Origin of the sequence: Thermodesulfobium sp. 4217-1 (assembly GCF_039822205.1) — a bacterium.
Classification (GTDB): domain Bacteria; phylum Thermodesulfobiota; class Thermodesulfobiia; order Thermodesulfobiales; family Thermodesulfobiaceae; genus Thermodesulfobium.
Genome location: NZ_JBAGBW010000006.1, coordinates 22,813 through 35,928, shown reverse-complemented (window position 1 = coordinate 35,928; position 13,116 = coordinate 22,813). Strand labels below are relative to the sequence as shown.

General features: G+C 38.5%; 12 protein-coding genes and 1 pseudogene. 8 read left to right on the top strand and 5 right to left on the bottom strand.

Annotation, left to right across the window (positions count from 1 at the left end; genetic code table 11):
• Window positions 1-13: 13 nt before the first annotated feature.
• The 6 genes and pseudogenes from V4762_RS03700 (at window position 14) to V4762_RS03675 (ending at window position 6,121) form a co-directional block, all read left to right on the top strand.
• On the top strand, window positions 14-1,255 hold the full coding sequence (locus V4762_RS03700) for an FAD-binding oxidoreductase (protein ID WP_347314433.1): 1,242 nt from the start codon (window positions 14-16) through the stop codon (window positions 1,253-1,255).
• A 71-nt stretch (window positions 1,256-1,326) separates the two neighbouring features.
• Window positions 1,327-3,426, top strand: a complete 2,100-nt coding sequence (gene acs / locus V4762_RS03695) for an acetate--CoA ligase alpha subunit (RefSeq protein WP_347314432.1) — start codon at window positions 1,327-1,329, stop codon at window positions 3,424-3,426.
• The gene (locus tag V4762_RS03690) at window positions 3,423-4,484 is read left to right on the top strand and encodes a phosphotransacetylase family protein (protein ID WP_347314431.1); all 1,062 of its coding nucleotides are present in this window, start codon (window positions 3,423-3,425) and stop codon (window positions 4,482-4,484) included. Before acs ends, V4762_RS03690 begins: the two co-directional genes overlap by 4 nt.
• Before the next feature lie 102 nt (window positions 4,485-4,586).
• Window positions 4,587-5,348 (top strand): annotated as a pseudogene (locus V4762_RS03685) (TIGR04255 family protein).
• Window positions 5,348-5,776, top strand: a complete 429-nt coding sequence (locus tag V4762_RS03680) for a hypothetical protein (RefSeq protein WP_347314430.1) — start codon at window positions 5,348-5,350, stop codon at window positions 5,774-5,776. The pseudogene V4762_RS03685 and the gene V4762_RS03680 overlap by 1 nt, the downstream one beginning before the upstream one ends.
• 144 nt (window positions 5,777-5,920) lie before the next feature.
• Window positions 5,921-6,121 (top strand): HEPN domain-containing protein, encoded by a 201-nt coding sequence (locus tag V4762_RS03675; protein WP_347314429.1) that lies wholly within the window; start codon window positions 5,921-5,923, stop codon window positions 6,119-6,121.
• A gap of 50 nt (window positions 6,122-6,171) precedes the next feature.
• Here V4762_RS03675 and V4762_RS03670 read toward each other — a convergent pair whose 3' ends face one another.
• The gene (locus V4762_RS03670) at window positions 6,172-7,230 is read right to left on the bottom strand and encodes an Ldh family oxidoreductase (RefSeq protein ID WP_347314428.1); all 1,059 of its coding nucleotides are present in this window, start codon (window positions 7,228-7,230) and stop codon (window positions 6,172-6,174) included.
• A gap of 100 nt (window positions 7,231-7,330) precedes the next feature.
• Between V4762_RS03670 and V4762_RS03665 the strand changes: the two genes are divergently transcribed.
• Both V4762_RS03665 and V4762_RS03660 read left to right on the top strand, forming a co-directional pair.
• On the top strand, window positions 7,331-8,908 hold the full coding sequence (locus V4762_RS03665; RefSeq protein ID WP_347314427.1) for a peptide-binding protein: 1,578 nt from the start codon (window positions 7,331-7,333) through the stop codon (window positions 8,906-8,908).
• A 170-nt stretch (window positions 8,909-9,078) separates the two neighbouring features.
• Complete coding sequence (locus tag V4762_RS03660; RefSeq protein WP_347314426.1) at window positions 9,079-9,402, top strand: hypothetical protein; 324 nt, start codon at window positions 9,079-9,081, stop codon at window positions 9,400-9,402.
• An 11-nt stretch (window positions 9,403-9,413) separates the two neighbouring features.
• Here V4762_RS03660 and V4762_RS03655 read toward each other — a convergent pair whose 3' ends face one another.
• From V4762_RS03655 to V4762_RS03640, 4 genes are read right to left on the bottom strand one after another with little or no spacing between them, the layout of a single operon-like run.
• Entirely contained in the window at window positions 9,414-10,394 is a 981-nt protein-coding gene (locus V4762_RS03655) for a nucleoside phosphorylase-I family protein (RefSeq protein WP_347314425.1), read from the bottom strand.
• A gap of 29 nt (window positions 10,395-10,423) precedes the next feature.
• Window positions 10,424-11,398, bottom strand: a complete 975-nt coding sequence (locus tag V4762_RS03650; protein ID WP_347314424.1) for a tRNA 4-thiouridine(8) synthase ThiI — start codon at window positions 11,396-11,398, stop codon at window positions 10,424-10,426.
• A complete protein-coding gene (locus V4762_RS03645) occupies window positions 11,391-12,287 on the bottom strand; it encodes a PLP-dependent cysteine synthase family protein (protein ID WP_347314423.1) in 897 nt (298 codons plus the stop codon). Before V4762_RS03645 ends, V4762_RS03650 begins: the two co-directional genes overlap by 8 nt.
• Window positions 12,262-12,972, bottom strand: a complete 711-nt coding sequence (locus tag V4762_RS03640; protein ID WP_347314422.1) for a metallophosphoesterase family protein — start codon at window positions 12,970-12,972, stop codon at window positions 12,262-12,264. Before V4762_RS03640 ends, V4762_RS03645 begins: the two co-directional genes overlap by 26 nt.
• Between the last annotated feature and the right edge of the window lie 144 nt (window positions 12,973-13,116).

The window sequence follows — 13,116 nt, the reverse complement described above, 5'->3', positions numbered from 1 at the left end:
GGAGTGAAAATACTTGCTTAAGTCTGAAAAGATAGAGAAAAACTTGTGTGATAAGAATATTCCCTTCAAGGATGAAACGCCCTATTCAATAATCTATCCCGAAAGCAACAAAGACGTTCTGGAAGCCCTGCTTTGGGCAGACAAGGAAAAGATTCCTGTTGTGCCGCGTGGATCGATGAGCAGTTTGTCGGGTGGAAGCACTGCGGCAAAAGATTCATTGGTTATTGATTTTTCTAAGATGAACAAGATAGTGGAGATGGACACTCATGACCTTGTGCTTACTGTGGAACCTGGAGCAAAGTTAAAGGATATTTATTCTGAGGTTGAAGGCTCTGGTCTTTACTTTCCTATCGACTCATTTTCGTCTTACAATGGTACTGCTGGTGGGGCAGCAGGTGAAAATTATCAGGGTATGAGATTCGCAAAATATGGGGATACTAGATTAAATACAATGCAGATTGAATTCGTTACTCCTGTACACGGCATTGTAACCTTAGGCGGCAAAACGGTTAAAAATGTTTCTGGATATGATGCAAAGATAGCATGGATTGGCAGCGAGGGAGCCTTGGGCATATTTACCAGATTAATGTATAAGCTGATGCCTCTCCCTGAAAAAAGATTGGCAATGACTTTGCCATTTGACTCAATTAATGACTTTTTCAACTTTAAAAAGGAATTTGATTCCTTGAAGATATTTGCGAGCGCACTTGATCTGATGAGCAACAAAGTTGCTGGCTATCTTTCTGAGTGCAGCTCAAAATATGCAGCCTTTATTCTGATCGAGGGCAGAGAGCTTGAGGTGGAAAGGCTGAAACAGACGATATTGAAGTTTGGGAAGTCATCTAAGATAAAGACCTTTGAAGGAAATGATTTTGACACTATATATAAGGGCAGACTTAGTATGGGAGATGTGGCCTTAGAGAATAAGTTATTAGCAGATGACGTGACGCTATCTCTCAGATCCTGTCCTGATTTTTTGAATTTCATAGTTGAGAAAAATTATGACTTTTTATTTCATGCTCAGGATGGAGGAATACTTGTTTTTAGAACCAATCTACCAGACGAAAATGATGAAATTTACAAGATGGTTCTGGAACAAAATGGTTCGTTGGTTGCAGAAAGGCAGTTGGGCGTTCAAATGAAGAGAAAATTGTTTCTGGAAAAGGCTGGCAGTGTTTATAGGGATTTGATGAACTCTTTAAAGAAGTCAGTAGATCCAAATTTCATTCTGGCTCCTGATAGGTATGTTTATTAATCCAGATCGCAATGTGTTTGGATTGAAAATAGCTCAAAGTTTTATAAATTTATGGAGGCGATGTGTATAAAATGGACAAAATGGATATGTTTTTTAAACCAAAGTCTATTGCCATAATTGGCGCATCAAGTGAAGAAAAGAAGTTAGGTTATGCGGTGTTAAAAAACGTAATAGATGGAGGATATAATGGCAATATCTATCCTATTAACCCAAAGTCAGATTCTATATTGGGTTACAAGTGTTACAAAAGCGTTCTGGATATCCCTGAGGATATAGAGCTTGCTGTATTTGTGATACCTTCGAAATTCGTAAATCCTGTTATGAAGGAGTGCGCACAGAAAAATGTTAAGGGCGCAATAGTTATCACAGCAGGATTTAAAGAGACTGGCGTAGAGGGCGCAAAGCTCGAAAGGGAGCTAAAAGATATAATTAAATCAAATAATATTAGGCTTGTGGGACCAAATGTTCTGGGTCTAATAGACACACACAACAATATAAACGCATCGTTTGCTTCATTTATGCCCAAAAAGGGAAATATTGGTTTTATATCTCAGTCTGGAGCTTTTGCAACTGCAATTATGGATTGGGCTGCCGCTAACGATATAGGCTTTTCGAAATTTATCAGCATTGGAAACAAGGCTGATGTAAACGAAGTCGACCTTTTAGACGTGCTAAAAGATGATAAAGATACCGATGTTATCTTGATGTACCTTGAAAGCATTGACAATGGCAGTCTTTTTATGGACATTGCATATAAAACTTCCAAAGTAAAACCCGTCATAGTCCTAAAGTCTGGCACAACTGCCGCTGGCGCAAAGGCTGCAACAAGCCATACAGGTTCGCTTGCTGGCTCCGATCAGGCATACACCTCTGCTTTTAAACAGTGTGGTGTTATAAGGGCGTCTACCGTAGAAGATCTATTTGATCTTGCTATTGGTTTTGCCTATCAGCCGCTGTTGAATGGAAGTAACATCGCTATTGTTACCAATGCAGGCGGTCCTGGTATCATGGCTTCTGATGCAATAGAAAACTCTGGGCTAAACATTGCAACCATTTCAAGTGATATTGTAGAGAAATTGAGGGCAAATCTGCCTTCTGCTGCTGCAGTCTACAATCCTGTAGATGTCTTGGGGGATGCGCTTGCTGATAGATATGAATTTGCGCTTGACAATGTTTTAAAGGATAAGGGTGTGGATGGTGTTATGGTTATTCTCACACCTCAGGTTTACACTCAGGCAATGGAGACTGCTGAGAGCATTGTAAAGGTGAAGGATCCAAGCAAGCCAGTCTTTTCTATATTTATGGGCGGCAAGACTATTGCCCCTGCTGCATCATATTTGATGGGGAAGAGCGTTCCAAACTATTCATTTCCTGAAAGAGCGGGATTCGTCTTCAAGTCTATGTACGAAAGAAAAATTTGGTTAAATAAGCCTGAACCAGTTTACAAAAAATTTGATTCAAATTTTGACGTAGCTGCAAAATCTCTAAGGTCTCAGGATAGGCATAAAAGGCCAAGTTTGGGCGATTGGGAGGTAAGAGAGGTTTTCGAAGGGTATGGGTTTAATCTTCCCAAAACTCTTCTTGCTACTACCAGTCTGGAAGCAAGTGATTTTTCTGCCGAATTAGGGTTTCCTGTCGTTATGAAGATAGCATCTCCTGATATTTTGCACAAAACTGATGTGGGCGGTGTAAAAGTAGGGCTTAAAAATAAAGATGAAGTAATCAGGGCTTTTGACGACATTATGATATCTGCCAGAAGGTATTTTCCCGATGCTGAGATCTGGGGAGTATCAGTCCAGCAGATGCTTCCTGCTGGCAAAGACGTCATAATCGGCTCGGTTAAAGATCCGCAATTTGGACATATGATTATGTTTGGTCTTGGTGGCATTTACGTCGAGGTCTTAAAGGATGTTTCTTTTAGGATCGCTCCCATTTCTGAGATCGATGCAAGAAATATGATCAGAGAAATTAAATCTTTTAAAATGTTGGCAGGCGCAAGGGGAGAAAAAGGCGTTGATCAAAATGCGATTGTTGATGCTATACTAAGGGTATCAAATTTGGTTACCGATTTCCCCGAAATTGTGGAATTGGATATCAATCCACTTAGGGTGTTTGAAGAGGGTGCGGTAGCAATTGATATGAGATTAACCGTTGGAGGTGGGACAGAATGAAAGGGCTATACTTTGTATCACCAGAGTCGTTTGTTGGAAAGAGCACGGTGCTTTTGGGGATAGCAAGAAATCTCCAGGCAAAGGGTAAGAAGGTTTCATATTTTAAGCCTCTTGGCAATCTCCCAACAAGAGAAGAGGGTTTATTGACAGATGAAGATGCTGTTTCTGCACGTAAAGCGTTGGGCTTGAGTGACCCGCTTGACGAAATGGTGCCTGTTGTTATGACGCCTGATTTAGCTGTCCTGTTTCTAAAATCTCAGGTGACAGACATTACAAAACAGGTAAAAGAAAGCTTCGAAAAACTCTCTAGTAAGAATGACATCATTCTCGTAGAGGGAGTGGGTAACTTTACTGAGGGCAAAATGTACAGCCTTGCACCAAAAGATGTCGTTGAACTTCTCGACCTTAATGTGGTAATAGTCGCAAAATGTGAAACAGACATTCTTGCAGACCACATTCTTGAAGCGAAGGAAGTATTTAAAGACAGACTTTTAGGGTTCGTGGTAACTGGTGGAACTCAGGCTTGTAGGGAGTATCATCACAGGCTTCTGATACCATATCTTACAGGTAAGGGTATTAATTTCCTTGGGGCAATTCCTCAGGATGAGACCCTGAAGTCCATTAGTATTCGTGAGTTAGTAGAAGTATTAAATGGCGAGATACTCTGTCAAGAAGACAAGCTCGATGAGCTGGTTGAGAGGTTCCTTGTCGGCGCTATGAGTGTAGACAATGCTCTCAGATACTTTAGGAGAGTAATAAACAAAGCTGTGATAACGGGTGGGGATAGATCAGATATCCAGATGGCAGCTCTGGAGACCCCCACTAAAGTTCTAATATTAACTGGAAACTTTTATCCAAGCAACGTAGTTCTTGCAAAGGCTGAAGATGCAGGTGTGCCTATCGTTCTCGTAAAGCAGGACACCCTTACTGTGGTTGAGCTTGTTGAGAGAGTATTTGGTAGGGCTCGCATTAGAGAAGAAAAGAAAATTCAAAGGGCAACTACTATGGTAGAGGAATTCGTAGACTTAAAGGCTATTAGCAAAGCCCTTGATTTATAATTAAAATCTTCATTTTACCCCGCAATGTAAAAATTGCGGGGTTTTTTAATTCAGAAAAGTTGTATTATAATTTTTCTAAATGGAGTTAAATATAAATAAATTATGAAGGTAGGAACAATGAAGAAGAGATATGAGAATCCACCAATTGTAGAAGTTGTGTGCGAATTTCAGTTTGTTCCTGGTGAAATATGGGATGATGCCATGCCTGAATTAATTTATGAGAAAATAAACGGAAACTTTCCTGGTAAACAACAGAAAATTGAATTAAGTTTCAACGTTGAGCCATTAAAGAATGGTGTCGTACAAAGAGTCGAACCTATTGTCAGAAATCAATTTTTCAATAGGGATAGAACTGCTCTAATTCAAACTATTCCTAATCTTTTTATATTAAATCAATTAAAGCCATATATTGGTTGGGAAAACTTTAAGTTAATGATAATGGATAATTTTAGTGTTTATAGGTAGATAGCAAAGCCAAAAGATTTTAAAAGAATTTCTTTGAGATACATTAATCTTCTTGAATTTAGTAAGAAACAAAATATAAAATTAAAAAATTACCTTAGATACTATCCTTTTATTCCAGAAGAATTAGCTAAAAATAATAATTCTTTCATATCAAAAGTAGAATTTCCATTTAAAGACGGTAAAGAGAGTTTAACTGTGGCTTTATACTCTTCTATTTCAGACAGACCGAATTTCAGTTCATTACTCCTTGATATTGGTTATTCTATGGTATCTCAAGAATTTGTTCCATTCGATGACTTGGAGGGATGGTTGGCAGAGTCTCACAATAAGATTGAAAATACTTTTGAGTCGATTATAACAGATAAATCGAGAAATCTCTTTTGGATAGGAGGAAGTTAATGGAAGCCTCGGTTGTGTTACACAATTTATCTGGCAAGATTAGCTCGTTATCTCTTCAACCAAACAAAACAGAAGAAAACTCTTATTTTCTTTCAACTATAAGAAAGATAAAAAATTTAGATTTTTTTTATAATTTTGAAGATTATGAAAATGTTTGTAAATTTCTCTTAAATAATAAGGATCTAATTACTGTTCTTGAGTCTTCGATAGAAGAGATTAGGGATATCTTTGGAAATTCTCAGGTTTTTCTTGAAATAGACAATGATCCTGAAGAAGAATTTGAAGAGCTTTTTATAGTGATAAAGTCAAATTTTGATGCTAATAAGGTTATAGAGCTTAAAGAAAAGTTTTTTTATGATTGGTTTGTTAAAATTATAGATAAGGTAGGAAATAGATTAAATTTTACCGTGGAACCCTATGAGCTTTGATTGGATGAAATTTTTGGATCTTGCAAAAGAATTAGAGAATAATAAAAATGAAGAATACATTCGAACATCAATCAGCAGAAAATATTATGGTTTGTTTTGCACAATCAGAGACTTAATTAAATGCGAAGAAAATAAAAAAATAACGTGCACTTCGTTGTAATAAAAGCCTTGAAAACATCTGAGAAACCAGATGAAAAATGGATTGGCAGTCTTTTAGACAGCTTGAGGCGTTTAAGAAATAAAGCTGACTATGACGGCAAACACATAACTGAAAGAGAATTTGATTATTGTATAAAGGATGCAGATGAAATAAAGAATTGGGTTCTTTCTCAGGCTAAAAAATAGGGCAGTTTTTGAAATTTGTCTTCAAAAATCTGCCCTATTTCAAATATTTTTTAATTTTTTGGTTCGAGATTAAATTCTACACCTATTGAACTTCCCAGGTCTTTTAATCCCTTCACTACATTTTCTCCTAATGGGGCACCTTCTTTTTCATTACCTACTTCTCTGATATATTCTATTTCTCCTGGCATAAATATTTCTTTTGTGCCCTCTGCCTTGGGGGATTCTTTGATTGTTTTAATAAATTCAGTTATTCTCTGGCTGAATTCGTCCTTGTCTATGAATGATTCCAATTTAACAGCCATCATAAAAAATCCGAGATTTTGCGGCTTTGCTGGTTCACTGTAAAGCTCTCCTGTCTGGAGCAGAAAGCCAGCTCCGCTCAATACTGAGCTTAATATGTCTCCAATGACGGCCAGCCCATATCCCTTGTGGGCTCCAAATGGCAACAGAGCTCCTTTGAGGGCTTCGTTTGGATCGTCAGTGGGAATTCCTCTTTCGTCTACAGCCCAGGTGAGAGGTATTTTTTCGTTGTTTAGTTGGGCTATTTTGATTCTTCCTCTTGAAGTAACTGAAGAGGCCATATCAAGAATTATTGGGTGATATTCGCCTCCTGGAAAGCTAAAGGCTATGGGGTTGGTTCCGAGAACAGCTTTCTTACCGCCAAAGGGCGCAAGGAGGGGAGATGTGTTTGTAGTGGCTATACCAAACATATTATTGTTTATTGCCATTTCAAGGTAGTGTGCTACTATCCCAAAGTGATTTCCATTCCTGACTGATGAAATGCCTACTGAGGTGCTCTTTGCCTTTTCAATAGCTTTTGACATAGCAAATTTGCCTGCGACCTGACCCATTGCACTGTCTGCGTCAATGAGGGTGGTAGCTGGAGTTTCTTTCAATATCTTGAAATCTGGTTTCGGATTGATGCCACCTTTTTGTATTCTTTCAACATAAATTGGCAGTCTGGCAAGGCCGTGTGTCTCTATTCCCCTAAGATCGGCTTTTACAAGAATTGTAGCTGTGGTTTTTGCGTCTTCCTCTGGCATAGATGCCTTTTTCAGCACATCTGTAGCCCACATTACAAGTTTTCCCTGATCGAATCTGATTTTCAAAATTTTTCCTCCTCCTGTTTTTGTTATTGATAATTTGTATACGCCACAACATTATATTATAATAGTCTTTGTTGGACAAAACTAAAAAATTGGAGATAGCTTGAATAGAAGAAATTTTTTAGCATTTTTAGCTTTGTCTGGCACTGCGCTATTGTCTGGCTGCGGTATTCCAAACCTGCCAAAGGATAGTCTGGTCATCTCTTTGGGCAGCGACCCTGTAACCCTTAACCCCATACTTGCCTCTGATTCTGCATCATTTTCTGTCATCGATTTTATTTTTAATGGGATTATAAGATTAGATGAAAATCAAAAAATTCAACCAGATCTGGCTGAGAGCATAGATATTTTACACAGTGGCTTAGTATACAGAGTGAATCTGAGGAAAGACGTATATTTTCACGATGGCGTAAGACTGACTGCTGATGATGTGGTCTTTACATACGAGAAAATTCTCGATCCAAAGACAAATACAGTAAGAAGATCTGACCTAATAGTCGACAATGTGCCTATAAGAATTGTAAAAATTGATGATTTTACAGTAGATTTCCTTCTCCCGGGGGTATTTTCTCCATTTATGACGAATCTTGGCACAGGTATATTGCCAAAGCATATACTGCAAAATCAGGATATAAATACGACTGACTTTAACAGGTTTCCAATAGGGACAGGCCCCTTTATTCTGAAAAAGTGGCAGGTTGCTGACAAAATTTTTCTGGGACCAAATGAGAGATACTATCAAGGAAAGCCACTTTTAGAGTCTTTGATCATAAAAATAATACCTGACAGCAATTCGCAGGTTTTCGCGTACGAAGCTGGCGAGATAGATATGGTGGACCTTAGGCCAAAAGATGTGGCATGGATAAAAGAGGATCCAAAAAGCACACTGGTTTCATATCCTACGAAAACGTATACCTATCTGGGATTTAATTTGAAAAACCAATTATTTGAAGACAGAGGTGTTCGTGAGGCAATCGCAGTGTCGATCGACAAAAACGCTCTTGTAAAGGCTGTATTGATGGGCTATGGCGAGGCGCTAAACTACCCAACTTGTCCGCTTGATTGGTCTTATCCTGAAGGACTTCCTTATCCAGAATACAATCCTGAAAGAGCTGATGAGCTTCTTGATATGGCTGGATGGAAAAGAGAATCTGATGGCCTAAGGCATAAAAATAACCTGCCATTTAGGTTTACCTGTCTAATAAGACAGGGCAGCAAGGATAGAGAGATGGCTGGCGTAATTATTCAGCAGTACCTTGAACAAAGAGGAATAAAGATGGACTTGATTAGCCTGGAGTGGAGCAGTCTTTTGCAGAGGTTAACTTCAGAAAAAAAGGATTTTGAGACTACTATAATGGGCTGGGGTTTGGGGATGGATCCTGACCCTTACGGAATCTGGTATTCAAAAGAATATCCGAATGGATTTAACTTAGTTGGATATGACAATCATGAAGTGGACAAGCTGATAATATTGGGCAGGCAAACTATCGATCAAGAAGCAAGGAAGAAGATTTACAGAAAGGTTTATGAGATTATAGTTCACGATCAGCCATATATATTTCTTTGGTATCCGAAGAGCATCGTAGCTTATAGAAATTGGGTAAAAGGTCTTTCTAAACCAGGGCCATCTGGACTGATGGTGTATCCAGAGAGAGTATATGTCGAGAGGATTGAAAGTTAGGACTGTGAAGATATATCGTGTTAAATTTATAGTATAGCTGAAGTTTTTATGCAGTGCGGGAGATGCCTGAAAAACTTATAATATTTTTCAAATTATTTTCTAATATTTTTGTTATGGAAATTTTAGTATGATAGAATTTATTTAATAAAATAAAATTTGCGGGAGGATAGATGAAATTTCTGAGACTTTTTATATTTTTGTGTGCGCTCTTTGTGTCTACTTTTGTGTTTACATCTTATGATTTTGTTTTGAATACCAATGTCCCAGCCAGAGCAGAAAGCGACCAGTTTGTTTTCTACAAGCTTTATAGAGTTTGGTTTTCTGATGGCACATTTGTCAAGATAGAGGCCAGAAAAGCCTGGATGATAGACTGGGATCTAAGCGTTTCTGGAGTAAAGATAGGGACTATTGAAGGCGACATAACAAAAGAAAAGGTCGCTGATTTCGCAAAGACTTATTTTGAAAAAGATGTCACCAAGATAACAGGTGGATAATCGACAGAAATCTATTTGACCAATTCATCGACTATTCTTTTGGTAACCAGGACGACGTTTTTGATTGCCAGGTGAATTTCATGAGGGTTGCTAATCTTCCACGCCTCCTCATCGGTCTTGCCAGGTTCAGGGACGTCTATGTCTGATACGCTTCTAATAGAAAGGTAGTGATTTTCTAAGCCAAATTTGGATAGCGCTGCAATATCTCCGATGTCTTCCATTGCGGTGTCTGTGTAATTTGCTGCTTTGTTGCTGTATAGAGCAGTGATTTTTTTCGCTATAGCTTCGTTTTCAAACCCTATCCAATAGTCGTCGCCAGCAACAACTGCTCCTGTCTTTATCGTGGGCGTCGTGGGTAGACCAAATTCGCTGTCCAATTTTACAGCCTTGGATGAGTTCTCAAGCTGTAAATTTTTTGTAGACTCTTTAGCGATGTTTAAAAGACCATCGTCAATTTTATAAGCCAGGTTTTCATATAGGTTTTGTGTGTATTCGTTGCAGTGACCTGGCAGGGCATAGTTGGAACAACCAGGCTGTATCCAATCAAGCTTCTTTTGGTCATTTAAATAGTGGTGACCAAATGACCAGGAAATTACCCAGCTATTTATGTATACGCTCCCGTAAGAGCTGGACGGCTCGTCTACTCCGCCAGATATCCCGCTTCTTATAAAAATAGTCTTACTTATGTTTAGACTTTTGTCTTTTATTATGCTTGTGACCGATATAGCTGCGTTCATTTCGCCTTCTCCAGTCATAACTATACACACGTCTCTGTTATCGCAGCTTAGGGGCTTTATGAGTCCAGAAACTTCTATGGTTTTGTTAAAATTTTCATCTTGCCATGCGTTGTATTCAGGCAAAAATGCTGTTAAGATTATAACTTTTGGACTAAATTGTTGTAGGTAGTTGCTTTGTGCAAGGGCTAAGCTTGAAAAGGTTGTAGAAAAAAGTATGGCCAATAAGATTATTCCCCAGATTGATTTCTTTTTCAAGACAACCTCCCTAATTATTAAAATTAATGTTATGTAAATAAAAACTTGTTTATTTCTTCTCTGTCCAATTGAAGGACATTGAAGCTCTGATCTTTTCCAGAAATAACTATTTCAATTTCTTTTCCCTTTTCATCATTGAAAGATGCAGTAATTTTAGCATAGAAAATGCTTTCTTCTTCACTGGCTGCCTCTCTCAAAGGTAAAAGATAGCTCCCTTTGTCATTTTTTGGCATAAAATAAGCGATCCCAAACTCATCAGCAAAATCTTGGATCATTTGATTTTCGCTTTCACACCTTCCTGTAATCAAAATGTTGTTGTATTTTTCTACGAAAAGAGTCCTGGATCTTTTTATCAGCTTGCACAGATCTGAGGTTAACATATCCAAGTCAATTAATTTCTTAATCTTATTTCCAAATTGTTTTTCTGTGAGGACGCATCCGCCAGCGGGTGCTGGAAATTTTTTTATGTTTAGGAGTTTTGCGAGCTCCTTTTGTCTCTTTCGCGATCTACCTGAGATGCCCTCAAGAAGATCTCTATCTACAACTTTAGATCTTTCTAAACTTGTCTCTCTCAAAAGCTTGGCAGAAAGAGGCCTTAGCACAATGTTTTCGTATTGCTCTGCTACTGCCTTTAGGCTATTTTTGTTCTGTGACATGGGTCTTTCTCCTAAGACTTCTCCTGTAACCACAAAGGACGCATCGAAGTCTCCCATCAGGCTCACACACTCTTCAATCATCAGCTTGTGGCAGTCTATGCAGGGGTTGGCGGCTTTTCCGAATCCGTATTTTGGATTTTTTAGTATATTGAAAAATTGCTTAGTAATGTCAACGAATATCGGCTCTTTCAGGCCTGCCTCTCTCGCATATACCTTAGCGCTTTCATCAGGTCCGAAAAACGGGGTTACAAACTTTATGGGTATGACCTCAATATTTTGATTTTGAATTATCCTGCCTGCAAGCAGCGAATCCAGACCTCCTGAGAAGAGAAGGAGCGCTCTATGCATTGAAGAGGTTTTCCACCGAGAGATATCTTTCTCCTGTATCAGGGAGTATGGCAACTATTGGTTTATCCATAGGGAGCTTAAGAGATGCAGCGACGCATGCTCCAGATGAGATTCCTACGAAAAGTCCTTCCTTTTTCGCTAAATATCTGGTCATATCGTATGCTTCTTCATCTGAGACGCATATAATATCGTCTACAACTTTTGGATTGTATATGCCTGGAACGAATCCTGGCGCAATGCCTTGAATCTTGTGAGGGGCACTAATATTGCTCTTGATCGTAGGGCTTGAGCTGGGCTCAACGCCGATTATCTTTATGTTTTTGTCTATTGATTTTATGAAATTCCCAATGCCTGTTATGGTTCCAGAGCTTCCTATAGTGCACACGATAGCTCCTATTTCGCCCTTCATATCTCTATATATCTCTGGTGCAGTGCCAATGTAGTGCGCCATAGCGTTGGCAGGGTTGTTAAATTGATCTATGTAGTAGGCATTGTTTGCTTTTGCAAAATCTTTTGCAGCGGCTACCGATGCGGATATTCCGCCGCTCTTCGGGGTAAGAACTAACTGGGTTCCAAAGGCTTTTAATATCTTTTTTCTTTCCTCGCTCATATGTTCTGGTAGATAAATTCTTAGGTTTATGCCCTTGACCGCGCACACAAAGGCAAGGCCTATTCCAGTGTTTCCAGATGTGGCCTCTACTACGGTGGTGTCTGGATTTATCTTCCCATCTCTTAGAGCTGTTTCTATCATATTTAGAGCTGCTCTGTCTTTTATAGAGCCCATGGGATTTTTTGCTTCCCATTTGCCAAATATAATTTTATCTTGAAAGCTATTTAACCTCAATAAAGGAGTATTGCCTACGTTATTCAATATGCTCAATCTGCACACCTTCTTCTAAAATTATAGTTGGGATATTTTTGTTAACCATTATAGCAGCGTTTATTATAGTAGATCTTCCAATATTTACAATGGGTTTGATTGAGTGATGTGAGTGACCGTGAATAGCAAGTGGTATATCAAGTTCTAATATTAGCTTCTCAATCTTATCGCTCCCTAAGAGCTCTAAACTCTCACTCTTCTCGCCCTCTAAAGTTTTGTATGTGGGCGCATAGTGGCTTACATAAACTATATTGTCTGTTTGCTCCTTTAGCCTTTCCAGTAGGGAGCGTATTTCAGTCAGTTTCTTTTCATAGACTTTTTCTGCGTCTGGCATGTGCTTTCTTTGCCATGCGGTTGGCTGATTCAAAATCCCCCTTGTAAAAACGAACGTCCATTCGGGCCTTCCTACTTTAATGAAATCCATATCTATATAAATGGGATATTGAAGTTTTTTTAATTTTGGTTCTGTGTTGAAGTATTCTTCGTTTCCAAAACAGGTAAAGAAGGGCACAAATTTATTAAATTTTTGGACTAACGCCTGATTTAAGCTATTTATCGCTAAACTTGCGCCCTTGTATATCAGGTCTCCTGCTCCGATTATGAGGTCTATGTCGTTGTCGCAAAGTTCTAATTTTCTTTTTAGCATCCATAAATATTGTGGCGTGTGGATATCGCTAATGGTGATAATTTTCATTAATTTTGATTGTCCTCTAAAGATTTAGAGTTTTTTGAGAGCAAGGCATTCATTGCTGCTTATTGAAAAAATATTGATATGCAAAAATTATGGCAACTGAAATCAGCACTATTTTTAACAGTATTGGGATAATTATACTTATGG